Raw genomic sequence first — 25,638 nt, forward strand, 5'->3', positions numbered from 1 at the left:
AGAGGGAATTTTTGATGGCAAGTAACAAGATTATCGGAATTGACTTAGGGACGACTAACTCAGCCGTTGCCGTTCTTGAAGGTAGCACGCCAAAGATTATTGCAAACAAGGAAGGCGCTCGTACGACGCCATCCGTTGTCGCTTTTAAAGATGGCGAAACTCAAGTTGGTGAAGTGGCCAAGCGCCAAGCAATCACTAACCCTAACACCATCTCATCCATCAAGAGTCACATGGGTGAAGCTGGTTTCAAGGAAACGGTTGACGGCAAGGACTACACGCCACAACAAATTTCTGCAATGATTTTACAACACTTGAAGGCCTTCGCTGAAGACTACATTGGTGACACGGTTGATAAGGCCGTTATCACGGTGCCAGCTTACTTCAACGACGCCCAACGTCAAGCTACCAAGGATGCCGGTAAGATTGCTGGTCTGAACGTTGAACGGATTATCAACGAACCAACAGCTGCAGCCTTAGCTTACGGTTTGGACAAGCAAGACAAAGATGAAAAAATCATGGTTTATGACCTTGGTGGTGGGACGTTTGACGTTTCTGTCTTGGACTTAGGGGATGGCGTCTTCGACGTTCTGTCTACTAACGGTGATACTCACTTAGGTGGGGATGACTTTGACCAAAAGATTATGGATTGGTTAATCGCCGGCTTCAAGGAAGAAAATGGCGTTGACTTGTCCAAGGATAAGATGGCCGTTCAACGGTTAAAGGATGCTGCTGAAAAGGCTAAGAAGGACCTCTCTGGGGTTACTGAAGCCCAAATCAGTTTGCCATTTATCTCCGCTGGCGACAATGGCCCATTGCACTTGGAAAAGAGCTTGAGCCGGGCTAAGTTCAACGAATTAACCGCTGACTTAGTTGAAAAGACGCGGGTACCCGTTGAAAACGCCTTGAAGGATGCCGACTTACAAGCTTCCGACATTGACGTTGTGATCTTAAACGGTGGGTCCACTCGGATTCCAGCCGTTCAAGAAGCCGTTGAAAAGTGGACGGGTAAGGAATCCAACCACTCAATCAACCCTGATGAAGCCGTTGCCTTAGGTGCTGCGGTTCAAGGTGGTGTGATTACTGGTGATGTTAAGGACGTTGTTTTACTTGACGTTACGCCATTATCCTTGGGGATTGAAACCATGGGTGGTGTCTTCACCAAGCTGATCGACCGTAATACCACGATTCCTACCAGCAAGTCACAAGTGTTCTCAACCGCTGCCGATAACCAACCAGCCGTTGATATTCACGTCTTACAAGGTGAACGGTCAATGGCCGCTGACAACAAGACGTTGGGTAACTTCCAACTGACGGATATTCCAGCCGCACCTCGTGGTGTTCCTCAAATCCAAGTGACCTTCGATATCGATAAGAACGGGATCGTTAACGTTTCTGCTAAGGACATGGGGACCAACAAGGAACAAAAGATTACTATCAAGAGTTCCGATGGCCTGTCCGATGAAGAAATCGATAAGATGATGAAGGAAGCCAAGGAAAACGAAGCTGCCGACAACAAGCGTAAGGAAGAAGTCGACACTAAGAACGAAGTCGACCAATTACTCTTCCAAACCGACAAGACGTTGAAGGACGTTAAGGGCAAGGTTTCCGATGACGAAATCAAGAAGGCCGAAGATGCTCGTGATGCCCTCAAGAAGGCCCAAGAATCCAACGACATGGACGACATGAAGGCTAAGAAGGATGACCTGAACAAGATTATCCAAGACCTGTCTGTCAAGTTGTACCAACAAGCGCAACAAGAACAAGCAGCCGCTGGCAAGGATGACGCCGGTGACGACAAGGGTGCCAAGAAGGACGACAAAGACGGCGAAACAGTCGACGGTGACTTCCATGAAGTCAACGACGATGACAAGAAGTAGTCATTAACGTCTAACATGGCAACGGCAAGGAGTCAGAGTCCGTTGGGCTTTGGCTTTTTGTTTCGAGTATGCTATTCTTACACTTAGCATTTTAATTTAGCGGAATTGATTGGGAGGAAATCGGATGGCGCAATCGGACTTATATGGCGTATTAGGTGTCGCAAAGGATGCCAGCCAAGATGAAATTAAAAAGGCCTATCGGAAATTATCAAAGAAGTATCACCCGGACCTGAACAAGGCCCCTGATGCGGCTGATAAGTTCAAGGAAGTCCAAGAGGCCTATGACGTTTTGGGTGATGAACAAAAGCGGGCTAACTACGACCAATACGGGTCAGCAGATGGTGCTCAGGGTGGTTTTGGCGGCTTCGGCGGTCAAGGTGGCCAGGGCTTCGGTGGCTTTAATGGCGGCGGTGGTTTCGATGACATCTTCAACCAGTTCTTTGGTGGTGGCGGTGGTCAACGTAATCCTAACGCGCCGCAACCCGGTCGCGATCTTCAGTACCAGATGGACTTGAAGTTTGAAGAAGCCATCTTTGGGAAGAAGACCAAGATTAAGTACACCCGTGAGGCTCAGTGTCATACCTGTGGTGGTAACGGGGCTAAGCCAGGCACGTCGCCCGTCACCTGTCATCAATGTGGCGGTTCCGGTTACGTGACGACTGAAACCAACACACCATTGGGACGGATGCGTAGCCAACAACCTTGCCCCGTCTGCAATGGGACTGGTAAGGAAATCAAGGACAAGTGCCCAACCTGTGGCGGTTCCGGTCATGAAGAAGAACGGCATGAAGTTGAAGTGACCATCCCAGCCGGGGTCGATGACGGTCAACAAATGCGGTTGCAGGGTCAAGGTGAGTCCGGCCAAAATGGCGGGGGTTACGGTGACTTATTCATTATCTTCAAGGTCGAACCAAGCAAGGACTTCGAGCGTGACGGCAGTGAAATCTACTTCGATCAAGACGTCTCCTTTGTTCAGGCAACCATGGGGGATGACGTGACGGTGAAGACGGTTCATGGTGACGTTAAGCTCAAGATTCCTGCCGGAACGCAAGGTGGCACGACCTTCCGTCTGCGCGGTAAGGGTGCGCCTCGTTTGCGGGGCAATGGTAACGGTGATGAACACGTGACCGTTAAGGTTGTCACGCCTAAGAACCTGAATAAGGGTCAACGGGAAGCACTGAAGGCCTTCGCTCGGGCCAGTGGCGAGAACGTCACTGGTAGCGGCAAAGGAAACTTATTTAACAAAATGCGTGACAAATTCAACGAAAATTAGTTGAGGCCCAGAAGTGGGCTAATCGCTAATCTATCAAGGATGCTGAAGTTTTCGGCATCCTTTTTTTGTTGGGTATCACAAAGAAAAAGATTTCTAAAATAACAAGAAAGCGTTAAGGTTGAGTAGTGTTGTTTGCATTCGGGTTTTCGCAATGATAATCTCAGAATATAAGAAGCGTGGCTGAAGCCACGATCTTCACCATCTGCAGAAGTATTCGTCGGGGAATACGGGCTTCTGTTCATGGGCTGAACGGTGTCGGTGCGGGGGCGAATAACCGACTAACTTTGGGGGTGGATTTCATGAAAGCAAAATGGCTGGCGTTTTGGCACCAGCCGGTGGTGGCATTTATCGGCTGGACCACGTTCTACTTTTGCATTCTGATGGCATTAGTGTATTTATACGGATATAGCGGTTTAAACAATTCAACATTTATATACAACGAGTTCTAGTTGAGGGGTCAACCACTCGTTGGTGAAAATACTCTGGGGGGGAATAAGTCATGATAAATGACCTGATCAAAACAATCGACCAGTTTGCCACAAGCGACCCACAGCGGATTGCCTATGACGATCTTGGTAAGACGAACACGTATGGTGATTTGAAACGGCAATCGGACGCATTAGCTGCCCACTTGGATGCCATGGACTTACCACGACACGCACCGATTATGGTGTACGGTGGTCAAACCTTTGCGATGATGGCAACCTTCTTAGGCATTGTTAAGAGTGGCCATGCCTATGTTCCGATTGATACGCATTCGCCAATGGAACGGATTACAACAATTAATGAAATCGCTCAGCCGGCGGCAGCCATTGCCGTTAGTCCCATTCCGGCTGACCTAAAAGCAACACCCGTGATCACCACGGCTAACTTGGACACCATCTTTGCCGGTTCTGCAATCGACTATGTGGCGGATCATGCGGTTAAGGGTGATGAAACGTACTACATTATTTTTACTTCTGGGACAACCGGAAAGCCAAAAGGAGTTCAAATTTCTCACACCAACTTATTGAGCTACGTCAATTGGATGCTGAGTGAAGACTTTGACCTACCAGATTTTCCACGGACGCTTTCTCAAGCGCCATACTCGTTTGACCTGTCCGTTATGGACTGGGGGCCAACCTTGGCCAGTGGGGGCACGCTGGTGGCCTTGCCGAAGACGATTACGGATAACTTCAAGGCTTTGTTTGAAACACTGCCAGCGATGAATCTGGACGTCTGGGTATCGACCCCATCTTTCATGGATATCTGTTTATTAGAACCCACTTTCGATGCCGCCCATTATCCGAACCTGACGCGTTTCCTCTTCTGTGGAGAAGAGCTAACGCATGGAACAGCCCAAACGCTGCATGATCGGTTCCCAGATGCGCGAATCTTCAACACCTATGGGCCAACCGAAACCACTGTGGCTGTGACCCAGGTTGAGATTACGGCGGATGTTCTTCGGGCCTATCCACGACTACCAATTGGGTATGTCAAGGACGACTCGAAGATTGTGGTGGTCGATGATAATCTGCACCCGGTTCCCGCCGGAACGGAAGGCGAAATTCTGATTTCTGGACCATCGATGTCCAAGGGTTACTTGAACAATCCGGATAAGACGGCGAAGGCCTTCGTTGATTGGAATGGCCAGACGGTTTATCGTTCGGGAGACCTCGGGGTTCAACTCGACAACGGTCTCATCATGTATCGTGGTCGAACGGACTTCCAAATCAAGTTACATGGTTACCGAATTGAACTGGAAGAGGTTAACCATTACCTGTCACTTGAAGATCATATTCAGGTGGGGGTTGCGGTTCCTCGTTATGACCGGAGTCATAAGGTGAGCCAACTGATTGCCTGGGTGGTTCCAGCTGATCATGAATTTAGTAGTGAATTGGCCCTGACCAAGGCGATTAAGGACAATTTACAAGGTGGAGATATGATGGAATATATGATTCCACAACGATTTGTTTACAAGGATAGCCTACCGATGACCCCCAACGGCAAGGTTGATATTAAATCTATTATTGCTGAGGTTAATCAATAGTGCTGTCATTTGAACCGTATGGTAACCCAACGTATTTCGCCTTGTTGGGAGTGGCACTGCTGCCACTGATGATTGGTCTCCTGTACGGTAAACGGTCACGACTGTATGAAACGTTAATTTCTGTGTTCTTCTTGCTCTTAACCTTCGGGGGTCCGAAGTGGACGCAAGGGGTCGCGTTAATTATCTACATTTTGTATGAAGTCGCATTAACCTGGGGGTATGCCGTCTACCGGAGGCAGAAGAATTCAGGACCAGTCTTTTACCTCATGGTGATTCTCGCGATTATCCCATTGACCATCGTCAAGGTGACACCGGCCGTGGACCATGGTCAAGCGTCCTTGATTGGGTTCTTGGGTGTGAGTTACCTGACATTTAGAGCCGTGCAAACGATGATGGAAACTCGTGATGGAACGCTGAAGAATTATTCACTCATGACTTTTCTGCAATTCATGTTGTTCTTCCCAACGATTTCATCCGGGCCGATTGACCGTTACCGGCGTTTCGAAAAAGACTATCGGTCGGTACCGAGCCGTGAAAAGTATCTTGGTATGATTCAAAAGGGTGTTCGCTACATCTTCGTCGGGTTCCTGTATAAGTTTATCCTGGCTTATTACTTTGGCACCATGTTAATGCCGAAGCTGGAAATCATGGCGATGCACTCACGAGGTGGCTTTTTGAACCTGTCGTGGCCGGTGCTAGGGTATATGTATGCCTACAGTGCTGACTTGTTCTTCGATTTCGCGGGCTATTCATTGTTTGCCGTCGGGACCTCCTACATCATGGGAATTGAGACGCCAATGAACTTTAATCAACCATGGAAGTCACCGAACATCAAGGACTTCTGGAATCGTTGGCACATCACGTTGTCGTTCTGGTTCCGAGACTTTATCTACATGCGACTGGTCTTCTGGTTCATGAAGCATAAGGTCTTCAAGAAGCCAACGACGACGGCGAACGTCACTTATATTATTAACATGTTGATTATGGGGTTCTGGCACGGGGTAACCTGGTATTACATTACGTACGGCCTGTTTCATGGGGTAGCACTGGTGGTTAACGATGCCTGGTTACGCTATAAGAAGAAGCATCGGGAAAGTATTCCGCACAACGGATTTACGCAAGCCTTCGCCATCTTCTTGACGGCCAATATGGTCTGCTTTAGCTTCTTAATCTTCTCAGGCTTCTTGGATAAAATTTGGTTCACAAAATAATTTCGATATTTCATCGAGGGGGAAATAGAAAATGGATACTAAGGAAACGGTTTTGAGCATTTTAAACGATTTAACGGGGAACGATGTTAGTGGCGCGATGGATGACAACTTATTTGATAGTGGGTTGTTAGATTCCATGGGTTCCGTACAACTCTTATTACAATTACAATCTGAACTAGGGATTAATGTGCCCGTTTCAGAATTTGAGCGGTCAGAGTGGGACACGCCCAACAAGATTATTAGCAAAGCTGAAAGCCTGGCCTAGCCAATGGCAAAGCGATTACTGCGGATCTTTGGTCCGTTAATACTCGCGGCCATTCTCGTTTTCGCGGTGTTAGCAATGCCGGTGAACGTTGGTTTCAGTCATGTGAGTGCCACTAAGGAAAAGCAGGCTGCAGTATCCTTATCCCCCAATGTTTTACGGGGTAAGCATATTAAAGAAGCTGCCTTGAAGGATGGGTATGTCCCATTCTTTGGGTCCTCAGAGTGGTCACGTATCGATCCCATGCATCCCTCGGTTTTAGCCCAGAAGTATAAGCGGAATTATCGTCCGTTCCTGCTGGGTGCCAGGGGGTCGCAATCACTGACCCAATACTTTGTGATGCAAAACATTCAAGGCGAACTTCGCAACAAGAAGGCGGTCTTCGTGATTTCACCACAATGGTTCGTGAAGGATGGGACGCGTAAGGATGCCTTTGGCTACTACTACTCACAACTCCAAACGGCTGAGTGGCTCACGCACTTCCGGACGGATGCGATTGACCGTTATGCGGCTAATCGACTTCTGCAAATGCCAGCCGCTAAGTCGGACCACTTCATCTATGCTGCTCTACAACGGGTAGCGGACGGGAAGCAACTGACCAACTATCAACGATTCTATCTGCAAACGCGGAAGAACATGCTGACACAAGAAGATCAGTTCTTCTCGGGGATTGACTTACCATCACGAAACTTGAGTCGAGTGAACCAGCAAGCCAAGCAGTTACCCACTCATTATTCCTACTCGGCGCTGGATCAACTCGGTGGTCGTCTAGGTCGTGAAGCGACCGGCGATAATCCATTCCGAATCAGTGATAAGTTCTACAAGCAGGGGTTGAAAAAGGAAGTCAAGACCGGGAGTCTGAAGGGATTCCAAAAGAATCTTTCCTACACCAAGTCGCCTGAATTTGCCGATTTCCAACTCTGTTTGGACCAATTTTCACGATTGAATACGAATGTTCTCTTTATCATTCCACCGGTTAACAGTCGGTGGCAAAAGTACACGGGGTTATCCGAAACCATGTTGCGGCAATTTGACCAAAAGATTCACTATCAATTGCAATCGCAAGGCTTCAATAACATCGTTGACTTGAGTGATAAGGGTGATGTGCCGTACTTCACGACGGATACGATTCACTTAGGCTGGCGGGGCTGGTTGGCGGTTGATCAACGGGTTAACCCGTTCCTCAGCAAGTCACAACCGAAGACCCACTATGCGATGAATGATAAGTTCTACTCTAAGACCTGGCAACAATTGTCGCCGGATGATCTGTCACAGTACGAACAAAATACGAAGTAGGGAAAGGGTCGGCCGGTGCCGGCCTTTTTCATTGGCGGTAAGTTTGTACTTCCCGGGGATGGTTGGTATAATTGTTGAGACATGGCGTTTAAGAAAGTAGGAAATCAACATGGATCTTGAAAAATTAAAGCAACATCAAAAATACATTCGCAACTTTTCCATCGTGGCCCACATCGACCACGGGAAATCGACCTTAGCGGACCGTATTCTGGAACTGACGGATACGATTTCCAAGCGCGATATGCAAGACCAAGTGTTGGATGACATGGAACTTGAGCGTGAACGCGGGATTACCATCAAGCTTAATGCGGTTGAATTGACGTATCATGCCAAGGATGGCAATGACTATGAGTTTCACCTGATCGATACCCCAGGGCACGTGGACTTCTCGTATGAAGTCTCACGGAGCCTGGCCGCCTGTGAAGGGGCCGTGCTGGTGGTCGATGCCGCTCAAGGGGTCGAGGCCCAAACGCTGGCCAACGTTTATTTAGCGTTGGACGATGATTTGGAAATCGTGCCCGTCATCAACAAGATTGACCTGCCTGCCGCCGATCCGGATAAGGTTAAAAAGGAAATTGAAGATGTGATTGGTTTGGATGCCGATGATGCCGTCTTGGCCAGTGCCAAGCAGGGGATCGGTATTCCGGAATTACTCGAACAAATTGTGGCCAAGGTGCCCGCACCAACCGGCGACCTCGATGCGCCATTGAAGGCCTTGGTTTTCGACTCCGTCTACGATGACTATCGTGGCGTTGTCTTGAGTATTCGGGTCTTTGAAGGCACCGTTCAACCCGGCGATAAGATTCGTCTGATGAACAGCGGGAGTGAATACGAAGTGACCGAGGTTGGGGTGAACTCACCCAAGCCAATTTCGCGGGATAACTTGATTGCCGGGGATGTTGGGTATATCACCGCCAGCATCAAGGATATCACCGATACCCGTGTCGGTGATACGGTGACCAACGCGGCCATGCCTGCCGAGAAGGCCCTGCCTGGTTACCGGGAAATGAGCCCCATGGTGTATGCCGGGTTGTATCCGACCGACAACGCCAAGCTTAACGATCTGCGGGAAGCTTTGGAAAAATTGAAGCTGAACGATGCGGCGCTGGAATTTGAACCCGAATCCTCACAAGCCTTGGGCTTTGGGTTCCGGTGTGGGTTCCTGGGCATGTTGCACATGGATGTCGTGCAAGAGCGATTGGAACGGGAATTCAACCTGGATCTGATTACGACGGCACCATCCGTTACCTATCATGCCTTCCTGACCGATGGCACGATGAAGGAAGTTGAAAATCCGGCCGAAATGCCAGAGGCTTCCGCCATCAAGCGAATTGAAGAACCGATCGTGAAGGCCACGATCATGGCGCCTAACGAATACGTTGGGGCCGTCATGGACCTGTGCCAACACCGGCGGGGTCAATTCTTGACGATGGAATATCTGGATGATTACCGGGTTAATATCATGTATAACATGCCATTGTCCGAAATCATCTTCGACTTCTTCGACAAGTTGAAGTCGAGCACCCGTGGGTATGCGTCCCTGGATTACGAGAGAAATGGCTACTCCGCTGCGGACCTGGTTAAGATTGATATTCTCTTGAACGGGGATAAGGTCGATGCGCTGAGCTTTATCGCTCACCGGACGTTTGCCCCTCAACGAGGTCGTGAGATCGCGTCACGGCTGAAGGGCATCATTCCTCGTCAAAACTTTGAAATTCCGGTTCAAGCGGCCATCGGGGCCAAGGTTATTGCCCGGACGACGATTAAGGCTTATCGGAAGGATGTGACGGCCCATCTGTACGGTGGTGACCGTACCCGGCGGATGAAGCTGTTGGAGAAGCAAAAGGTTGGTAAGAAGCGGATGAAGGCCGTGGGGAAGGTTGATATTCCTCAAGAGGCGTTCATGGCCGTTCTGAAGACCGATGAAGACGAAACGAAATAGGTTATCTAATGAATAGAAAACACCACCTACTTAGCAATTTTTCATTGCGAGATAGGTGGTGTTTTTTATAATGTTTATATTGCTAGCTTTGCCTAAAAGTCCAAGTAGACGAATTTGGGATAACGCTTAGTACCCATCTTTTTGGCAACCGATTTGCTTCTGTAGTAATGAGCATCGACGGCACCATCTGCACCGCCAGCAATCGTCAGTACTTTGTGCTTACCAAATTTATGCAAGTTGTAGTAGCTACCAGCACCGGCTGATTGTTGCCAGCCATAAGTATGGATCCAACGATAACCGTGAAGTTTACCGGTTTGGGTGGCCGTCCAGTACTTACTGGTCTTTTCGGCTTTTTTTCCGTAGTAGATTTGGTGTTTTTTGTATTTGCGCAAATTTTTGTTGTTAACGTGAATCTTATAAACTTTCTTCTTCCCATAACCAAAATTTGTATAGGCATACCAAGTTCCGGTCATTGACTTGGGCAACTTGCTATAGGAGTAGCCGGTACTCTTGGCGGAAGCGGTGGTGCCAAGTGTACAGATTGCTATAAGGAACGCCATGGCAATTAGAAGTGACTTTAAAACTTTCTTCATTGTAAAAAGTCCTCCCCAGAATTATTAATTTATGTATCATAATTATAATATCACTCTTTGCGGTCGTGAAATTATGGATTTCTAGGTATTGGGCCGAGGATGGGCCAAGGGTTGGTCGAATGGTGGTTCCCCTTATGAGAGGCTTTAAAGACTGAATAGAAAAGCACGACATACTTGGCAGCTAAGCTGTTCGGTATGTCGTGCTTTGTTATCCTGCGTAATTGAAGGGATGGATTCGAATTCTTGTCGGAGTAAAAAGTTGAGACTCATTAAATATAAAAATTATTCGCCATCGTATTTAAATGATCCCAGAAGGGAAGTATGTGCCAGCTTATTGCCAGCACTGTCCTGAATTGTAATATACATTTCTGTTGATCCCTTATCACTGGCGAAAGGCGTGTAATTGCTACGTAGGTTACCAACGGCATTCCAGGCGGACTTCACGACGGTTTTTAATTCATTGCTTGATAAAGCGAGTGCATCGTCAGACAAGGTGACCATGGTCACACCACTATCTTTATCCACATAAGCACTAGTGATAGTGCCCTTGGTCTTAGTGGGAACCGTTTTAAGCGCGGTTTTATAGTTAGCTAAGTTTTCTCGTTCATTTTTCTCTCTGGCTTTTTTAACCTCGGATTTTTCTTTTTTGGATTCTTCACGCTTAGAACTTGCTTTGGATGAAGAAACTTTTTTTGCTGATGATGAAGCTTTTTCAGCTTTAGTGACATGATGTTGTTCGGCGACCTTTGGTTTTGAATGGTGAAAGGCCATCGGCATCCCGATCAGGAGAATGATTAATCCTGCAATCACGAATTCCTTGGGTTTCGTGCGTTCCCCAGAACCTTCTTTATTCCCCAAAATTGACCCTAAAATAAACATTGCCACGAATATAATGATTACCCATCCGATAATTCTAATGAACAAAATTGTTCCTCCTAAATTAATGAAACCAGTATTTGGGGCTAATGTCTAGCCAATCCAGCCTTAGACTGGGCGTTCCTTTTATGGTTCTTGGCAAATTTATAGTGAACATTTCAACTATTCTTCGATGTATGTCGTCTAAGATAATGGAGAATAAAGTATTTGAAAGATGGCAATGAACATTAGGCGATATTCTATAGATAGATGATGATGTAACTATTCGTTGCCTTGGACTAAAAAAGACGCTTTAACAGTGTATCAAAAATATCGTAATATGCATATCTTTATTTATAATGGGAGCTACTTTTTTTGACGATTTGCTACATCTAGTATAAATAGACCTAGATGTGATTTCCTTACGAGCTTATCTTGAAAGTGTTCGACTGGAAATTATTATGGGCTTGAACGAAAAAGGCCGCCCTTGAGTAGGTACTAACCTTACTCAAACGGGGGCCTTGGTTGTGAATGACAAATTAGTGGTGACTTTAGGAAAATTCTGTTTTAGTAGCCACCGTTAGCATACCGGTAATAGTGGGACTTGCTAACCTTATGGACGGTTGCCATGCCAACGAGACGAATTTTGTGGTAGCCAACCTTCTTAAGCTTAAGCGTAGGGTAGGTTGAACCGCCGAGGGTGAATTTAGTATGGAAACGATAGGTGTTGCCCTTTTTGGAAATACTTTTAATGTGATAAAAGTAAACGTCGGCCTGAGGGGCACCTTCACGAAGGCTGTGCTTTGTTAGCCATAATAAGTGATTGCCCCCGATATAATAGCCACGCATACTCTTAGGGGTCGTACTAGAAGCTGAGGCCGTATCGGTTGTTGAAATGAACAAACTTGCCGCTGCAACAGTGGCCAGAGCGATTGTTAATAATTGTTTCTTTTTCATGTTTTCCCTCCCATGGAACTTTAGACAGCTTTTAGAGTCGTCAGGTTTGGACTACTCATTAGGCAAGGCTCTTCGAGTCTTATAGCTCAAGCAGTTGTGGCTTCTTCGTGTTAACCTTCTCTTTGGTAATAATGCCATCATCCAGTTGTCCCTTTAACTGTTGAATTTCGTCAACAGCAGTGGTCGTTGCCAGTTGAGTCACCGCTTGTGGTTGTTGATTAATGTAGCCGATGGGCTGTAAGAACTATTGTCAAGGATGGTCACTGGTCTGGGTTACCATATTGAGCGACATCGTGGCCTTAACCTTTTTGCCTAATACAATCATTGCTTCGATAGCAACAATCGTGTCATTCCTGGCAATTTCATCGTGGCCGGGTTTGCGGCATTGTGTCCGAGTTTGTTACGACACTCCTGACAAATTTTATCGTTCTGTGGGGGATTAGTTAGAAGACATTTTTTCCTCCAAATTGGTAATTTGCTGATTTGGTTCGTTAAGGGATTAGACAGAGTTTCTAAAACCATTCCTATTCAGTATAGGCACAAATTTCCGTATCGGCAATTAAAAATTGTCAATTCTGGCATTACAGTATCTGCAATGTGGTTAATTCCGGTGTGAACGGGGGAAATCCAACAAAAGGGCACCATGATTGTATCTAACAATCATGGTGCTCTTGGGCGTTACGGCAGCCTAGCCAAGCGATCTAATTAATCCTTAGTTCCCAGGTTATGCCATTTCTTATTCGAGTACTTGTACGCGGTAACCGTCTTAGATGAGACGACGTCCCACTCGTGTTTCGTAGGGATGACGTGAGTACCGTATTTGAAAATGACCTGTTTCTTTTGCGTTGGCTTGAGGTAAGAAGCGGTGCTATGGGTCTTCTTTGAGTAGGTGGTATTGAAGGTCTTCATGCCTTTGTAGGCCTCAATCCGGTAGCCGTGGAACGTCTTGTAGAGGGGTTGTTTGCCCTTTTGAAACCAATTTGAACCATGCTTTGTGACTGAATAGACACCTTTGGGCCCGGACTTATACTTTCCAGAGTTCAGAACCCAGGTATAGTCACTCCCCGGATGGCCAAGCTTGTAATGGGTACCTGGTAGGATCTTGTAGGTAGCAAGAACCTTGCCACCCTTGTAGGTGGGGTGGCCGGGCTTGATCTTGCTGACGGTAATCGTCTTGCGAATGGTTACCCAGTGTTCGGTGTCCCAGTATGAGCTGGCCTTTGCGGCGGCCGGTCTGGGAATGGCTAAGAATATGCTGGCCGAGAGGGTGACGGCCGCTAAGGTGAGACCTTTATGTAAATTCATCAGAATCGCTCCTTCATGCATGACAGCGCTAATCATCTCGCGGTCAGCGTTCTTAGAATTAGCTTACTATTTTGTGGACTGTTAGTAAATAGGGTTTGTAACCATACCGCATAAATTGTTGGAACTTCTAATATTTTAGAAAATAAATAAAAAACGACTCACCATTGATGAGTCGTCGGTTGATTCTTCAATTAGTCTTCCTCAGCATCCTCGGCCAACTCCAACCAGATGGTTAAGGGGGAAGGAATATAGTCGGGCCAGTTCTCCATTTGCTTAGCACAACGGCTTAAAAGGTGACTGCTACCATCTTCATCCAGATCGGCGAAAACGCTGCGGGCCTGGTCGTTGTCCTCCAGGTCAACCATTAGGGTGGGAACGTTATGCTTCCATTCTTCAAGTAAGTCTTGGTAAATCACAATTCGCCGGGCCTGCAGGATGGTATAGTCGACCCCTTCATCATGCATCTCTTTCACCAACCGGTCATACTCATTGAAAACAGCGTTTTGGGCTTGTTGCCAGTCAGTCTTTGTATAAGTAATCCGTTCCTCTTTCATCGTCTTATCGACCTCTTTTTACGCAAGATAAAATACGCAAATCTATTTGGAAACCGGCACTTGCTAACGAAATTGCGTCTGTTCACAGTATAGCATTTTCATGTGGAATAGTAAGGGGCGCTCACAAAAAGGTTTGGACCATTGAAAATAGAGTTGCAACAAGTTCAGGTCGTCAAATGGTTTAGTAGTGATTGACAAGGTCAAATCCAACGGGTATATTATTAATTGATTAATATTATACGCCGTATAGTATTGCTGGAGGTGAGCGTATGGCAATTCAGGTGCCAACTGAACTATTGGATGGGTGTGTTTTAGGTCTATTAACGACCAAGGATTATTACGGGTACACGTTAACCCAAGAGGTTCAACGGCTCATTCCTATCTCTGAGTCGACGCTGTATCCAGTGCTACGGCGACTCAAAAAGAATGGCTGGTTAGAGACCTATGATGAGCCTTTTCAGGGGCGTAACCGCCGGTACTACAAACTAACAACGACTGGTCGTGGTCGACTTGGGGAAATCCAGACGGAATGGCAGGGCTTTAGTACTGCGATCACAACGCTATTGGGAGGAAAAATTAATGAATGATTATTTTCAAGCGGTGACCAAACTATTGGGGAAGTTGACCGCGGACGAACGGGCCGATGTCATCGCTTACTATCAAGAGTATTTATTTGATGCCGGCATCAAGTCGTATGATGACGCGGTTAACGAGCTGGGGTCGCCACGTTCATTAGCTCGCAAGGTTTTAGCCGATTATTCAATTAAGGTTAGTGACCAGGAAACTTCAGCGGGTGATTCGCAGACGAATGTTAAACGGGCCAAGACCAACGTTCGCATGGTCTGGTTAATTATCCTGGCACTGTTATCAACGCCGGTTACTATTCCTATTTTACTCGTCATTTTGCTCTTACTATTGGCCTTTGGCTGTGTGGTCTTTGGCCTGATGGTGGCAGCGGTCGCAACTTTCGTGAGTCTGATTGCAGCAGGAGTCGTGACCCTATTTGTTGGTGTGGCGACGGTGATCGCGGCACCCTGGACGGGCCTCTTTTATATCGGGATGGGGCTGACGATCTTAGGGGCTAACTGGCTAGTCTGGCTGGTGATTAAGTGGATCGGTAGTTGGTTAATCTGGGGGATTTCTTGGCTAGCCAAGAAAATCTATCATCGATTTATGCCCCGTATTCGGGCTGAACGGGGGCGTGCCTTATGAAAAAGACAACAAAAATTGCTTTAATTTGCTTGGGATTAGGCCTGGTGTTGACCGGGATCGGCTGGTTAAACCACGGGGACAAGAGCGTCACCTGGTCACACGATCATCGGGGGTTTCAGGTGATTGAGCAACACCAGACGTCCATGAATCCCGGAACGTATCACAAGATTATGGTGAATGCGAAGTCCCGGGTGACCATCCAGGAGGGGGATTCAAATCGGGTGACCGTGACGACGATGACCAATCACCGACAGGATGCTGCCAAGGCAACGGTTTCTAAGGGAACGTTGTTTATTACGGGGGGCCAGCCGACGTATCGGTTGAGTCACTTCTTCATTGGGTTCAGTCCCGTTAGTGATACGTCTGACAAGGTACTAGTCACGGTGCCTCGGGGAACCCGATTAAGCGACGTGACGGTTCAGAAGGCTAGTCGTCGACTGTCGTTGCAAGGTATTCAAGCCAAGACGATGAACTTATGTAGTTCGACCGATAGTCGCATAGCCAATACCAAGGTTGCTGGTCGTCTCACGATTCAATCTAAGGATGGGGATGTTCAGGTCAATCAAACGCAGGCTAAGCATTTAAGCCTGACGGCAGAAAATGGCAATGTCACGGTCATGAATAGCCGGGTGTCAGCCAACGACACCCAGGTGACATCGCAAAACGGAGATGTCCGGCTGACCCAAAATAAACTTGGCGGTGGCAAGGTCACATCGTTGAATGGCGATCTGCATCTGCAAAATAATCGGGTGGCTAAAACCTTGAAGGCCTATACGGATGATGGCGACATCACGGCCCACATCGATCGCACGGCGGGCCTTGAAACGCGCCTGAACGACGCCGACATGGGGGATATCTCTGTGGCAGGTCGCTCACAGAACAGTGGCTATCGCCGGCATTCACATGCCACGTCGCAGTATCAGTTAACCTCTGCCGATGGCGACATTAGCGTGAGTTTCTGGTAGTCGTTAGGACAAAACAAAAAGAGCACTGTCAGTCATTGACTGACAGTGCTCTTAGTATACATATATGTAAACCGAAAACACTATTTCTCGAAACCGCAGCGTTTGTAATGGTGGTGTTTCGCCCAGGATAGTTTGACATGCTTGAGTTTACCGGCGTTGTTCAGCCCCCGACACTGCTTGGAAAAATGGTACTTTTTCCCATGGGCTACCGCAATCCAGACGCGCTTAGTTTTGGCTTGGGCGACTGTTGTTGGAGTCGTTAACTGTTCAGTGGTACCTCCCAAAGTGAGTGAGACTAAGAAAAGCATAGCGATCTTTGGTATTGTTTTCATCATGATACTGATTCCTCCCAGAAAAATGATAAGTGTGCAGCGAATAATCTGAATGAAATGGTTGAATGAAAGCGTATTAGGGTTAATTAACCATCTCATCTCAGAATTAGCTGTGAAAAGCAACACACAACATCAATTAATTTTAAAGATATTTTGAGTAATACGCAACTATATTTATGATATTTAATAAAAAAACTTATGGTATCAAAAAAGCCAGACGATTGTCTGGCAGGGATCCTTTAGTCTTGTTTGTCCTTCAACAGGGTAACGATTTCCTTTAGATAGCGTTCCTCGGCACTAGGTTCCGGGACTTCTGGGGCTTCCTCGGCGGGCTTGGCAACCACCTTATTAATCAGTTTAATTAATAGGAAGACCACGAAGGCAATGATGAGAAAGTTAATGACGGAGTTGATGAATGCGCCATACTTGAAGTGGGCGCTGCCAACGGTCAGGACCAGGTTAGAGAAGTCGATACTCCCGACGAATAGGCCGATGAGTGGATTAATCAGGTTATTGACCAGTGAATTGACGATAGCGGTGAAAGCAGCCCCAACGATGACCCCAACGGCTAGGTCCATGACGTTTCCGCGGGCGATGAAATCCTTAAATTCTTTTAGCAATGTGTTGGCCTCCCGGTTGAATTGATTACCTTCTATTTTTTACGATCCGGGGATAAATTGCAATAGAAAGACTTGGATTGCGTCGATAAAAGACCAATTGCCGCTAATGAACGCAATTTTCTTGTTTTATAAAAATGCAGCTTGCGGTATAATGTAAGTGGTTTCAAAAACATGAGCGAAACAGTGAAAGATTCCATCAATCTTAGCAATTTTGGCCGGATCGCCAAACGTTTTGCTTGCAATTCGTTGTCAGATCAACTATTATCAATTATTGATACTTTTTTAACGTAGTTGAACAACCGAAACGGCTTGTTTCTTTTGAAAACCGAGTAGATTGTCATATATAGGAGGTGATTACCATGCTGAGTCGAACCAAAGAGTTCTTACGGCAACATAACTATCGTTACGAAAAGTCGTATATCCGGCCGTTGATGGCGCCAGAGAGCGTGTACGTTTTCAAGTTCGGTCAAGATTCGCTCAATAACCGGGTAATCATTCGTTATGGTCACACGTGGACGGGACGTCAGCGAATTAACGAGATTGATTTGCGACTGCATAAACAGAAGCACCCCCGCGTGTTCCAAAATGAGGCGGATATGTTGGATTATCTTGAGACACGTCTTGCCCAGCGGGAACAGCAAAACGATGATCATCCGTCCGGCGCCGAGAAGGCCTAAGCGATGATGAGCGTCATTTATAGTTAATGTTTAGCGGTGAGCTGGGGACAATGAGTGGTTGTCTCTGGCTCTTTTTATTTGAATTTTAAGGAGGATACACGGCATGCAGTGGACAGAAGTGAGTGTACTAACGACCAACGAAGCGGTTGAAGCCGTCAGCAATATTTTACAGGAGGCCGGTGCCAGTGGCGTCAAGATCGATGATGCTGCCGACTTTGCCAACTTGAAGCCCGGAAAATATGGGGAGGTTGTGGATTTGGCAACCATCCCGCACCGGACGGAAGGGGCCGAAATTACCGCTTATTACCCCGAGACGGTATTCGTGCCGGAAATTCTGCCAACGATTCGGCAACGAGTTTCGGACTTAAGTAAGTATGGGTTAGACCCCAATCCGGGCACTGTGACTAGCCAGGCGGTTGACGATGAAAGCTGGGCCACGGCCTGGCAAAAGTATTACCATCCCGTCCGGGTTACCCGTTATTTGACGGTGACGCCTAGCTGGGAGGACTATTCACCGGTCCAAGCTGGTGAGAATGTTATCCGGTTAGATCCAGGGATGGCCTTTGGTACGGGGACCCATCCAACGACGCGGTTGTCACTGACGGCAATGGAAATGGTCGTTCGTGGTGGCGAGTCCATGTATGATGTTGGCACGGGGTCGGGTGTGTTGAGTATCGCGGCCAAGTTGATGGGCGTGGATAAAATCACGGCATTTGATCTCGATGAGGTTGCGGTGCGTTCCGCGAAGACCAACCTTGATCTAAATCCAGTTGCCAAGGACGTTGTGGCTAAGCCCAACAACCTGTTGAATGGGATTCATCAGCCGGTTAATTTAGTGGTGGCTAATATCTTGGCCGAAATTATCCTGCCCCTGGTGCCCCAAGCCTGGGAAAATCTGACGCCGGGCGGTTACTTTCTTACTTCCGGGATCATTGCCGATAAGTTGACCAGTGTCGTTGAGGCGCAAGAAAAGCAGGGCTTCATCATCGACAACATTCTGCAAATGAAGGATTGGCGTGGCGTCATTGCCCACAAGCCAACGGAGGATGAATAGGCATGCAACGATACTTTCTTGAAGAACCAGTGACGACTGGCGAGCAGCTCACCTTGGATGCGACGACGTATCGCCACTGGGTTCGGGTCTTGCGGGCAGAAGTCGGCGAAAAAGCCGAGTTCGTTGATAGCACGGCCCACCTGTTCCATGGCGAACTGACACGGGTCACGGACGACTCGGCCACGGTGACCTTGACGGCTGTGCCAACGCCGGCGGTGGAGTTGCCAGTTCCCGTGACGATTGCCTGCGGACTTCCCAAACAGGAGAAGGCCGAATGGATTACCCAGAAGGCAACGGAATTGGGCGTTCAGCACATCATTTTCTTTGGGGCCGATTGGTCCGTCGCCAAATGGCAGGGCAATAAGGTGGCTAAGAAATTAACTCGGTTAAATAAGATTGCTGCTGGGGCGGCTGAGCAAGCGCATCGCTTGGCTCGGCCAACCGTTAGTTATGTCGACAATTTGCCGGCGGTCTTGAAGACTCCGGTCACCACCACATTGGTGGCTTACGAGGAATCCGCCAAGCAGGGCGAACAGAGCGCACTGAATCAACGGTTAACGCAACTCAAGGCGGGGGATAGTTTGCTGACTATCTTTGGGCCAGAGGGTGGCATTAGCCCGAAGGAAATTCAGTTGGCCGAACAGTCTGGCGCAACCTTGGTGGGCTTAGGCCCACGGATCTTGCGGACCGAAACGGCGCCGCTGTACCTTTTATCTGCGGTATCCATGGTTCTGGAACTCCAACAACCAAGATAACTTAATGAAATCTCACTGAAAACATGCTAAAATAGTTGCAATTATCAAGAGAGATGGGTGAATGAGATGGCGTTCTTAGAGAAGATCGGTTGGCGCTATTGGGTCATTGGTATCATTATGGGGATTGCGTTACCAGGATTGGCAACGCTGGTTGGTATCAGTCCGGTTTGGCGGTTCGGCGGGTTACTCGTCATCATTAACGGTTGTTTGGCCATTGTGATGGGGCGGGCAATTTATCGACGGGCGCAACCAGGCTGGTGGTTACTAATCTGGCCAGTTATTTATCTATTGGGGGCTCTATTGTTTCTCCCACGTTATACGCGTTATTTTGCCATTGTTTACGTCTGTGTTTCCTATTTGAGTTACGGTTTGACGCAGACTCGCAAAGAAGTTAAATCTTAAAAACTAAGGGTGGTGGCGTCCAATATGACCAAAGAACGTGTCTGGACGGCAGAAGAAGTAATTGCCAGAGTTGGTAAATATATGAATGCGGAACACGTTAAGATGGTTGTTAAAGCCTGCCATTTTGCGACGGTTGCCCACAAGGACCAATTCCGTCAATCTGGCGAACCTTATATCATGCATCCCATTCAAGTTGCCGGTATTTTGGCGGATTTAAACATGGATCCCGAAACGGTTTCGGCGGGGTTCTTACATGATATCGTTGAGGATACGGGGGTCACACTGAGTGATGTTCGCGAACTCTTCGGGGATGACGTTGCTTTGATTGTCGATGGCGTGACCAAGCTTGGCAAGATTAAGTACAAGTCGAATCGCGAACAATTAGCGGAAAATCATCGAAAGTTATTGCTCGCGATGTCCAAGGATATTCGGGTCATGATTGTTAAGCTGGCGGACCGGTTACATAATATGCGGACGCTGCAGCACTTGCGGCCGGACAAACAACGGCGTATCGCCAACGAAACGTTGGAGATCTATGCACCGCTGGCCGACCGGTTAGGGATTAGTACCATCAAGTGGGAATTGGAAGACGTTTCCCTGCGGTACCTGAATCCCCAGCAATATTACCGGATTGTCCACTTGATGAACTCCCGGCGGGATCAACGTGAAGAATATATCGCTTCAGCGATCAACGACATTGAGTCGGCGATTAAGGACCTAAAGCTCCAACCGGAAATTTACGGCCGACCAAAGCATATCTATTCCGTTTACCGTAAGATGAAGGACCAACACAAGCAATTTAGCCAAATCTATGATCTCCTGGCAATTCGGGTGATTGTGGATACGATTAAGGATTGTTATGCCGTGTTGGGGGCCATTCATTCACAGTGGAAGCCCATGCCCGGACGGTTCAAGGACTACATCGCGATGCCCAAGGCTAACATGTACCAATCACTGCATACCACGGTGATTGGGCCTGAGGGCCGGCCATTGGAAGTGCAGATCCGGACGAAGGAAATGCATGCCGTGGCCGAATATGGGGTTGCGGCCCACTGGGCCTACAAGGAAGGCGTCAAGGACAAAGTTGAAGAGACCAATAGTGGCGACAAACTCAATATCTTTAAGCACATTATCGAGTTGCAAGAAGATACCGATGATGCTTCCGACTTCATGGATAGTGTCAAAGGGGAACTGTTTGGGGACCATGTCTATGCCTTCACGCCTAAGGGTGACGTTTTAGAGTTGCCTAAGGGTGCCGGCCCATTGGACATGGCCTATGCCATCCATACCGAGGTCGGGCACCATACGACCGGGGCCACGATCAATGGCAAGATTGTGCCATTAAACTATGAGATTAAGAACGGGGATATCGTCGATATTCGAACGTCCTCTAGCTCCGCTGGACCAAGTCGTGACTGGTTAAAGCTGGTCTCAACACGGCGGGCGCGGAACAAGATTAAACAATTCTTCCGGTTGAACGATCGGGAACAAAATATCACCCAGGGACAGGACATGATCGCGCGACTACTCCGTGAATCGGGTTACGATCCCAAGGTTCTCTTGGCCAAGGAAAACATGGACAAGGTGCTGGCTAAGATGCATTATCAACACGCCGACGATCTGTTGGCGGCCATTGGATTCGGGGATGTTCAGCCGCAAGGGGTTGTGAACCGACTCACCGATGACGTTCGCCAGGCGGCCGAGGACGAACGCCGTCGCCAAGAGGAACGTGAGCTGCTTGAAGAGCATCAAACTTTGAAGACGGAACCTGACAGCGAACGCTGGGCCAAGTCGCGTAAGAAGAAGGATGCCGACACCGTGGTTATTGAAGGTGTCGACAATCTCCTCATTCGGTTAAGCCACTGTTGCTCACCGGTTCCTGGCGATAAGATCGTCGGTTACATTACCAAGGGCCGTGGAGTTTCCGTCCATCGGGATGGCTGTCCTAACGTGAAGAACGCCGAAAAGAATGGCGAACGGATCGTGGCGGTTCGCTGGGGTGATGTTGCCGGTGACCGGACCAATTACAATGCCGATCTAGAAGTTCAGGGTTACAACCGCAATGGCTTGTTGAATGATGTCTTACGGACGATCAACAACAGCACGAAGTACCTGACCTCGATCAACGGCAAGGTTGACCACAACAAGATGGTGACGATTTCCATTAGCATTGGGATTCGTAACCTGGTTGAGCTTCAACGGATTCTGGATAATATCAAGAATGTCCCCGACGTTTACGTTGTGAAGCGGGCATTCCATTAGAGAGGATTTAGAACGATGCGGGTTTTATTACAACGAGTCAGTCACGCCCAGGTCAGCATTGATGATCATGTGCAGGGTGCCATTAAACAGGGCTATTGTCTGTTAGTGGGAGCCGAGGACAGTGACACCAGTGATGAGGTTGATTACCTGGTCCACAAGATCAGTCGGCTTCGCGTCTTTGACGATGATGCCGGCAAGATGAATCTCAGCATTCAAGACGTTGGCGGTGAAATTCTGTCCGTCTCCCAATTTACGCTGTACGCGAGCACCAAGAAGGGAAATCGGCCAAGTTTTGTTGCTGCCGGAAATTCCGAACATGCCGAAGCCATTTACGATGAATTTAATCAAAAAATGGCGGCGACGGGGCTAGCCGTGGCTACCGGGGTGTTTGGCGCGGATATGCAGGTTGAATTAGTGAATGATGGTCCTGTGACCATCTGGTATGATACCGACGAACATTAGACGAAGTTAGGGCGTCGAAACCAGCTGTTTCGGCGCCCTTTTTTTTTAGAAAATGGAGGAATTAAAATGCGTTACCAAGACTTCTTTTGGGACTTTGATGGCACGCTAGTCGATACTTATCCGGGAATGGTCCGGGCCTTCTCCGCGGCACTGATAGCCAGTGGCGTGAATGATTTTGAAATCGATCAGGGCGCCATCATGCAGGCCATGCGGCAGCATAGCTTTGGCACGGCGTTACAGCAGTTTTGTGCCGAGTATCAACTCGATCAGCATCGGGTGAAGCGGTTATATGACTTGAAGATGCCGGCGGAATTTCCGACGGCGCCCGCCTTTAAGGGGCTGGCAGATATTTTGACCTGGATCACCGACCAAGGTGGTCGTAACTTCCTGCTGACTCATCGTGATCACGCGGCGATTGAGCGGTTAACGGCGCTCGACGTTTGGTCGACTTTTAGTGGGGCGGTGACCAAGGACGATGACTTTCCGCGCAAGCCGGATCCAACCAGCCTCTTGAGCCTATGTGAGCAGTACGCGGTTGATCGGCAACGGGCGGTGATGATTGGTGATCGTAACTTAGATATTCAGGCCGCACAACGGGCTGGCATGGCCGGGATCCTTTTCGACCCTGACCATCGGATTAGCCTTGATTCACAACCGATGGTTCGGGTGACCCAGTTACCGGAGTTACAAGCCTGGTTGGCTGAATAAATCAGGGTCAAAAGGCGTCTGGGATTTCTACCCCAGACGCCTTTTTGGCAAAATAGTGATGAATCGTTAAACGACTAAGCCAGCGCCAGAATGCGGTCGACTGCCTCGCCATAGCCTTCACCGAATAAATTTAAATGAACTAGCAGATAATACAATTGATAATATGGCAGGCGGTCATTGTGACCGGTTGCCAGCGGCCAGATAGACTGATAACCGCGGTAGAAGTCCTGATCAAAGCCACCGAAGATGGTGGTCATGGCCAGGTCCATTTCGCGGTCGCCGTAGAAGACGTCGGGGTCAATCAGGGTCGGCGTGCCCGCGGCGGTGAACAGGACGTTGCCAGCCCATAGATCGCCATGTAACAGGGATGGCACGATCGTGCGCCCATCATTCATGTGGGCGATGACTGCTTGCGTGCGTTGATAGGCGCCCGCCCGGCTGACCGACCAGAGTCCGTGCTCACTGGCCCGTTTAACTAGGGGATCGAGTCGCTGTTCAAGGTAGAAGGTCGTCCAGTTAGCCTGCCAGTGATTGTTCTTTGGGAGTTTACCGGTCAACTGGTCACCATCGAAGCCAAATTGTGGTGCCGTTAATTGATGAACATGGGCGACCATTTGACCAAGGGCATATTGGCTACCAGCGCCAATCGCGAGATCCTCTAGGAGGAGATAGGCATCGCCATCAATTTCCCCGGTAGCAATCACGGCCGGCACATTGGCGGCCTGCGAAAGGGCCTTTAGTCCGGCAACCTCATGCGTATAGAAACTGGCCGGGGTTTGTGGTTGGATCAGCAGAAAATAAGGTCCAGAGCCGGTCTGAAGCGCAAAGGCCTGATTGATATCACCACCAGCGACCGGGGTCGCTGATTGAATTTGCTTGAGGGGTAATTGGTCCAACCACGTTGAGGTTAACCGCATTCCTAAGCCTTCTTTCCGAAACGATTATGACTTGAAATAGTTACTAAGCCCCGTAACCACGCGGGTAGCAACCTGTTGTTGGTAGTGGGAGCTACTAATCTGGGTGAAATCCTTCTTCGTGTTAATGTAACCCATCTCTAATAGTAGGGACGGCCGACTATTGTCACGAATGACCTCAAAATTCCCGTACTTGATGCCGCGGTTGGTCAGCGGCAGGTCGTTCATCTGCTGATTGACCGCCTGGGCTAATTTGTAGGAAGATTGGCGGTGGTAATAATAGGTTGTCGTTCCAGAGGCTAAATTGCTCGAAGGTGAGGAATCAAAGTGAAAACTGATGAAGGCATCGGCCTGGTCGGTATTGGCTAACGCCGGACGGTCAGCCAGGCTAACCGTCGTATCGCTGGAACGCGTCATGATGACGTGGGCACCTCGAGCGCGGAGGTCGGCCGCGACCTTTTGGGCCATGGCCAACGTGTAGGTCTTCTCGTCGTGCTTTTGGTCGATGGAAAGGGCGCCGGAGTCACTACCCCCGTGACCAGGGTCGATCACGATGGTCGCTTCGGACAGGGCAGTGGCGCGCTTGAGCTGGCCGGGATGGTCCACGAGCCAGCTGGCCACCCAACCGAAGTGGTTATTGTGGTCGCGGACGTGATACCAGTTATGTTTTTCGCTCAAAATGGTTAAGCGACTATTCTTCTCGACCTTGTGGGTCACGGCGTAATTCAAACCGGGACCCCGACGGAGATTGAGATTACTGACGCGGGCGGTGACGGCGTTATGTTGGATGAAAGCCAACAAGAGTCCGCTGGCGATAACTAGAATGATGAGACTGGTGACCAGTCCCACCCAGTTTTTAGGTTTAAAGTGCATACTGTGTCTCCTTAATCAAATTAGGTTTAATTATACCACGATTCGCAGAATGGCTAGGGTAAATCTCGGCTCCGTGCTTGACTTTTCAGGGGGCTTTCAGTAAGCTTAAAAGGAATAAAATAATTTGCCCATGAGAAAGACCAGTATAAGAAAGCCCGTTTACAGAGAGACCACGTCGCTGGGAGTGGTTAACGGTGTGACTTTGAAGACACTTTTGAGGCTAATGGCGGTTTACGTCATTCGTTTGC

General features: G+C 48.4%; 28 protein-coding genes. 18 read left to right on the forward strand and 10 right to left on the reverse strand.

What is annotated here, in order from left to right; all coding sequences use genetic code 11:
• Positions 1–14: 14 nt before the first annotated feature.
• The 8 genes from dnaK to lepA all read left to right on the forward strand — a co-directional run bounded on the left by dnaK (position 15) and on the right by lepA (position 9,890).
• Positions 15–1,877: a molecular chaperone DnaK gene (gene dnaK / locus EKM96_RS03875; protein ID WP_125639988.1), complete on the forward strand. Its 1,863-nt coding sequence runs from the start codon at positions 15–17 to the stop codon at positions 1,875–1,877.
• Positions 1,878–2,001: 124 nt separating this feature from the next.
• Positions 2,002–3,150, forward strand: coding sequence for a molecular chaperone DnaJ (gene dnaJ, locus EKM96_RS03880; RefSeq protein ID WP_125639991.1), 1,149 nt, complete (start codon positions 2,002–2,004; stop codon positions 3,148–3,150).
• A gap of 299 nt (positions 3,151–3,449) precedes the next feature.
• Positions 3,450–3,599, forward strand: coding sequence for a teichoic acid D-Ala incorporation-associated protein DltX (locus EKM96_RS03885; RefSeq protein WP_061775977.1), 150 nt, complete (start codon positions 3,450–3,452; stop codon positions 3,597–3,599).
• 50 nt (positions 3,600–3,649) lie between these two features.
• Complete coding sequence (dltA, locus tag EKM96_RS03890; protein ID WP_125639994.1) at positions 3,650–5,179, forward strand: D-alanine--poly(phosphoribitol) ligase subunit DltA; 1,530 nt, start codon at positions 3,650–3,652, stop codon at positions 5,177–5,179.
• Entirely contained in the window at positions 5,179–6,390 is a 1,212-nt protein-coding gene (gene dltB, locus EKM96_RS03895; protein WP_125639997.1) for a D-alanyl-lipoteichoic acid biosynthesis protein DltB, read from the forward strand. Before dltA ends, dltB begins: the two co-directional genes overlap by 1 nt.
• A gap of 31 nt (positions 6,391–6,421) precedes the next feature.
• Positions 6,422–6,655 (forward strand): D-alanine--poly(phosphoribitol) ligase subunit DltC, encoded by a 234-nt coding sequence (dltC, locus tag EKM96_RS03900; RefSeq protein ID WP_125640000.1) that lies wholly within the window; start codon positions 6,422–6,424, stop codon positions 6,653–6,655.
• Positions 6,656–6,658: 3 nt separating this feature from the next.
• Positions 6,659–7,948, forward strand: coding sequence for a D-alanyl-lipoteichoic acid biosynthesis protein DltD (gene dltD, locus EKM96_RS03905; protein ID WP_125640002.1), 1,290 nt, complete (start codon positions 6,659–6,661; stop codon positions 7,946–7,948).
• A 109-nt stretch (positions 7,949–8,057) separates the two neighbouring features.
• Positions 8,058–9,890 carry a translation elongation factor 4 gene (gene lepA / locus EKM96_RS03910; protein WP_125640005.1) on the forward strand — a complete coding sequence of 611 codons (1,833 nt, stop codon included), beginning with the start codon at positions 8,058–8,060 and terminating at the stop codon, positions 9,888–9,890.
• A 92-nt stretch (positions 9,891–9,982) separates the two neighbouring features.
• Here the strand turns inward: lepA and EKM96_RS03915 are convergent, their stop codons facing one another.
• The 6 genes from EKM96_RS03915 to EKM96_RS03935 all read right to left on the reverse strand — a co-directional run bounded on the left by EKM96_RS03915 (position 9,983) and on the right by EKM96_RS03935 (position 14,154).
• Positions 9,983–10,483: a hypothetical protein gene (locus tag EKM96_RS03915; protein WP_125640008.1), complete on the reverse strand. Its 501-nt coding sequence runs from the start codon at positions 10,481–10,483 to the stop codon at positions 9,983–9,985.
• A gap of 282 nt (positions 10,484–10,765) precedes the next feature.
• Entirely contained in the window at positions 10,766–11,407 is a 642-nt protein-coding gene (locus EKM96_RS03920; RefSeq protein ID WP_125640011.1) for a hypothetical protein, read from the reverse strand.
• 498 nt (positions 11,408–11,905) lie between these two features.
• A complete protein-coding gene (locus EKM96_RS03925; protein WP_125640015.1) occupies positions 11,906–12,295 on the reverse strand; it encodes a hypothetical protein in 390 nt (129 codons plus the stop codon).
• A 79-nt stretch (positions 12,296–12,374) separates the two neighbouring features.
• Positions 12,375–12,497, reverse strand: coding sequence for a hypothetical protein (locus EKM96_RS10750; protein ID WP_263853537.1), 123 nt, complete (start codon positions 12,495–12,497; stop codon positions 12,375–12,377).
• A gap of 503 nt (positions 12,498–13,000) precedes the next feature.
• Complete coding sequence (locus tag EKM96_RS03930; RefSeq protein ID WP_125640018.1) at positions 13,001–13,600, reverse strand: hypothetical protein; 600 nt, start codon at positions 13,598–13,600, stop codon at positions 13,001–13,003.
• A 191-nt stretch (positions 13,601–13,791) separates the two neighbouring features.
• A complete protein-coding gene (locus EKM96_RS03935) occupies positions 13,792–14,154 on the reverse strand; it encodes a hypothetical protein (RefSeq protein WP_125640020.1) in 363 nt (120 codons plus the stop codon).
• 269 nt (positions 14,155–14,423) lie between these two features.
• Here EKM96_RS03935 and EKM96_RS03940 point away from each other — a divergent pair, with 269 nt between their 5' ends.
• Genes EKM96_RS03940 through EKM96_RS03950 form a run of 3 tightly spaced genes read left to right on the forward strand, consistent with a single transcriptional unit; the run spans position 14,424 to position 16,331 of the window.
• The gene (locus EKM96_RS03940) at positions 14,424–14,741 is read left to right on the forward strand and encodes a PadR family transcriptional regulator (RefSeq protein WP_125640023.1); all 318 of its coding nucleotides are present in this window, start codon (positions 14,424–14,426) and stop codon (positions 14,739–14,741) included.
• On the forward strand, positions 14,734–15,366 hold the full coding sequence (locus EKM96_RS03945) for a DUF1700 domain-containing protein (protein ID WP_125640026.1): 633 nt from the start codon (positions 14,734–14,736) through the stop codon (positions 15,364–15,366). The genes EKM96_RS03940 and EKM96_RS03945 overlap by 8 nt, the downstream gene beginning before the upstream one ends.
• A complete protein-coding gene (locus tag EKM96_RS03950) occupies positions 15,363–16,331 on the forward strand; it encodes a DUF4097 family beta strand repeat-containing protein (protein WP_125640029.1) in 969 nt (322 codons plus the stop codon). The genes EKM96_RS03945 and EKM96_RS03950 overlap by 4 nt, the downstream gene beginning before the upstream one ends.
• Before the next feature lie 80 nt (positions 16,332–16,411).
• On the opposite strand, the gene EKM96_RS03955 is transcribed toward EKM96_RS03950, so the two are convergent.
• Positions 16,412–16,666 carry a hypothetical protein gene (locus EKM96_RS03955; protein ID WP_225417586.1) on the reverse strand — a complete coding sequence of 85 codons (255 nt, stop codon included), beginning with the start codon at positions 16,664–16,666 and terminating at the stop codon, positions 16,412–16,414.
• Positions 16,667–16,902: 236 nt separating this feature from the next.
• The gene (mscL, locus tag EKM96_RS03960; protein WP_125640033.1) at positions 16,903–17,283 is read right to left on the reverse strand and encodes a large-conductance mechanosensitive channel protein MscL; all 381 of its coding nucleotides are present in this window, start codon (positions 17,281–17,283) and stop codon (positions 16,903–16,905) included.
• 359 nt (positions 17,284–17,642) lie between these two features.
• On the opposite strand from mscL, the gene EKM96_RS03965 reads away from it, so the two are divergent.
• From EKM96_RS03965 to EKM96_RS03995, 7 genes are all read left to right on the forward strand, one after another.
• Positions 17,643–17,960, forward strand: a complete 318-nt coding sequence (locus EKM96_RS03965; protein WP_082622325.1) for a hypothetical protein — start codon at positions 17,643–17,645, stop codon at positions 17,958–17,960.
• 103 nt (positions 17,961–18,063) lie between these two features.
• Positions 18,064–19,014 carry a 50S ribosomal protein L11 methyltransferase gene (gene prmA / locus EKM96_RS03970; RefSeq protein ID WP_125640036.1) on the forward strand — a complete coding sequence of 317 codons (951 nt, stop codon included), beginning with the start codon at positions 18,064–18,066 and terminating at the stop codon, positions 19,012–19,014.
• Positions 19,015–19,016: 2 nt separating this feature from the next.
• Positions 19,017–19,769, forward strand: coding sequence for a 16S rRNA (uracil(1498)-N(3))-methyltransferase (locus tag EKM96_RS03975; protein ID WP_125640039.1), 753 nt, complete (start codon positions 19,017–19,019; stop codon positions 19,767–19,769).
• A 66-nt stretch (positions 19,770–19,835) separates the two neighbouring features.
• On the forward strand, positions 19,836–20,171 hold the full coding sequence (locus EKM96_RS03980) for a hypothetical protein (RefSeq protein ID WP_125640042.1): 336 nt from the start codon (positions 19,836–19,838) through the stop codon (positions 20,169–20,171).
• A 24-nt stretch (positions 20,172–20,195) separates the two neighbouring features.
• Complete coding sequence (locus EKM96_RS03985) at positions 20,196–22,433, forward strand: RelA/SpoT family protein (RefSeq protein WP_125640045.1); 2,238 nt, start codon at positions 20,196–20,198, stop codon at positions 22,431–22,433.
• Between the two features lie 15 nt (positions 22,434–22,448).
• On the forward strand, positions 22,449–22,895 hold the full coding sequence (gene dtd, locus EKM96_RS03990) for a D-aminoacyl-tRNA deacylase (protein WP_125640048.1): 447 nt from the start codon (positions 22,449–22,451) through the stop codon (positions 22,893–22,895).
• 66 nt (positions 22,896–22,961) lie between these two features.
• A complete protein-coding gene (locus EKM96_RS03995) occupies positions 22,962–23,603 on the forward strand; it encodes an HAD-IA family hydrolase (protein WP_125640051.1) in 642 nt (213 codons plus the stop codon).
• Between the two features lie 74 nt (positions 23,604–23,677).
• On the opposite strand, the gene EKM96_RS04000 is transcribed toward EKM96_RS03995, so the two are convergent.
• Positions 23,678–24,520, reverse strand: coding sequence for a fructosamine kinase family protein (locus EKM96_RS04000; RefSeq protein ID WP_125640055.1), 843 nt, complete (start codon positions 24,518–24,520; stop codon positions 23,678–23,680).
• A gap of 24 nt (positions 24,521–24,544) precedes the next feature.
• Positions 24,545–25,390, reverse strand: coding sequence for an N-acetylmuramoyl-L-alanine amidase (locus EKM96_RS04005; protein WP_125640057.1), 846 nt, complete (start codon positions 25,388–25,390; stop codon positions 24,545–24,547).
• Positions 25,391–25,638: the final 248 nt, after the last annotated feature.

The sequence above is a fragment of the Levilactobacillus tangyuanensis genome, from assembly GCF_003946545.1.
GTDB classification, from domain to species: Bacteria; Bacillota; Bacilli; order Lactobacillales; family Lactobacillaceae; genus Levilactobacillus; species Levilactobacillus tangyuanensis.

What these genes read in the sequence shown, in the direction of transcription:
- dltD (WP_125640002.1), top strand. Translation starts at nt 6,659, where the DNA reads ATGGCAAAGCGATTACTGCGGATCTTTGGTCCGTTAATACTCGCGGCC.
- EKM96_RS03995 (WP_125640051.1), top strand. Translation starts at nt 22,962, where the DNA reads ATGCGTTACCAAGACTTCTTTTGGGACTTTGATGGCACGCTAGTCGAT.
- EKM96_RS03940 (WP_125640023.1), top strand. Translation starts at nt 14,424, where the DNA reads ATGGCAATTCAGGTGCCAACTGAACTATTGGATGGGTGTGTTTTAGGT.
- dtd (WP_125640048.1), top strand. Translation starts at nt 22,449, where the DNA reads ATGCGGGTTTTATTACAACGAGTCAGTCACGCCCAGGTCAGCATTGAT.
- EKM96_RS03975 (WP_125640039.1), top strand. Translation starts at nt 19,017, where the DNA reads ATGCAACGATACTTTCTTGAAGAACCAGTGACGACTGGCGAGCAGCTC.
- EKM96_RS03985 (WP_125640045.1), top strand. Translation starts at nt 20,196, where the DNA reads ATGACCAAAGAACGTGTCTGGACGGCAGAAGAAGTAATTGCCAGAGTT.
- dltC (WP_125640000.1), top strand. Translation starts at nt 6,422, where the DNA reads ATGGATACTAAGGAAACGGTTTTGAGCATTTTAAACGATTTAACGGGG.
- EKM96_RS03955 (WP_225417586.1), bottom strand. Translation starts at nt 16,666, where the DNA reads ATGATGAAAACAATACCAAAGATCGCTATGCTTTTCTTAGTCTCACTC.
- lepA (WP_125640005.1), top strand. Translation starts at nt 8,058, where the DNA reads ATGGATCTTGAAAAATTAAAGCAACATCAAAAATACATTCGCAACTTT.
- EKM96_RS03950 (WP_125640029.1), top strand. Translation starts at nt 15,363, where the DNA reads ATGAAAAAGACAACAAAAATTGCTTTAATTTGCTTGGGATTAGGCCTG.
- EKM96_RS03925 (WP_125640015.1), bottom strand. Translation starts at nt 12,295, where the DNA reads ATGAAAAAGAAACAATTATTAACAATCGCTCTGGCCACTGTTGCAGCG.
- dnaJ (WP_125639991.1), top strand. Translation starts at nt 2,002, where the DNA reads ATGGCGCAATCGGACTTATATGGCGTATTAGGTGTCGCAAAGGATGCC.
- EKM96_RS03945 (WP_125640026.1), top strand. Translation starts at nt 14,734, where the DNA reads ATGAATGATTATTTTCAAGCGGTGACCAAACTATTGGGGAAGTTGACC.
- prmA (WP_125640036.1), top strand. Translation starts at nt 18,064, where the DNA reads ATGCAGTGGACAGAAGTGAGTGTACTAACGACCAACGAAGCGGTTGAA.
- EKM96_RS04000 (WP_125640055.1), bottom strand. Translation starts at nt 24,520, where the DNA reads ATGCGGTTAACCTCAACGTGGTTGGACCAATTACCCCTCAAGCAAATT.
- EKM96_RS03935 (WP_125640020.1), bottom strand. Translation starts at nt 14,154, where the DNA reads ATGAAAGAGGAACGGATTACTTATACAAAGACTGACTGGCAACAAGCC.
- EKM96_RS03885 (WP_061775977.1), top strand. Translation starts at nt 3,450, where the DNA reads ATGAAAGCAAAATGGCTGGCGTTTTGGCACCAGCCGGTGGTGGCATTT.
- EKM96_RS04005 (WP_125640057.1), bottom strand. Translation starts at nt 25,390, where the DNA reads ATGCACTTTAAACCTAAAAACTGGGTGGGACTGGTCACCAGTCTCATC.
- dltA (WP_125639994.1), top strand. Translation starts at nt 3,650, where the DNA reads ATGATAAATGACCTGATCAAAACAATCGACCAGTTTGCCACAAGCGAC.
- dnaK (WP_125639988.1), top strand. Translation starts at nt 15, where the DNA reads ATGGCAAGTAACAAGATTATCGGAATTGACTTAGGGACGACTAACTCA.
- EKM96_RS03980 (WP_125640042.1), top strand. Translation starts at nt 19,836, where the DNA reads ATGGCGTTCTTAGAGAAGATCGGTTGGCGCTATTGGGTCATTGGTATC.
- EKM96_RS03965 (WP_082622325.1), top strand. Translation starts at nt 17,643, where the DNA reads ATGCTGAGTCGAACCAAAGAGTTCTTACGGCAACATAACTATCGTTAC.
- EKM96_RS03930 (WP_125640018.1), bottom strand. Translation starts at nt 13,600, where the DNA reads ATGAATTTACATAAAGGTCTCACCTTAGCGGCCGTCACCCTCTCGGCC.
- EKM96_RS03915 (WP_125640008.1), bottom strand. Translation starts at nt 10,483, where the DNA reads ATGAAGAAAGTTTTAAAGTCACTTCTAATTGCCATGGCGTTCCTTATA.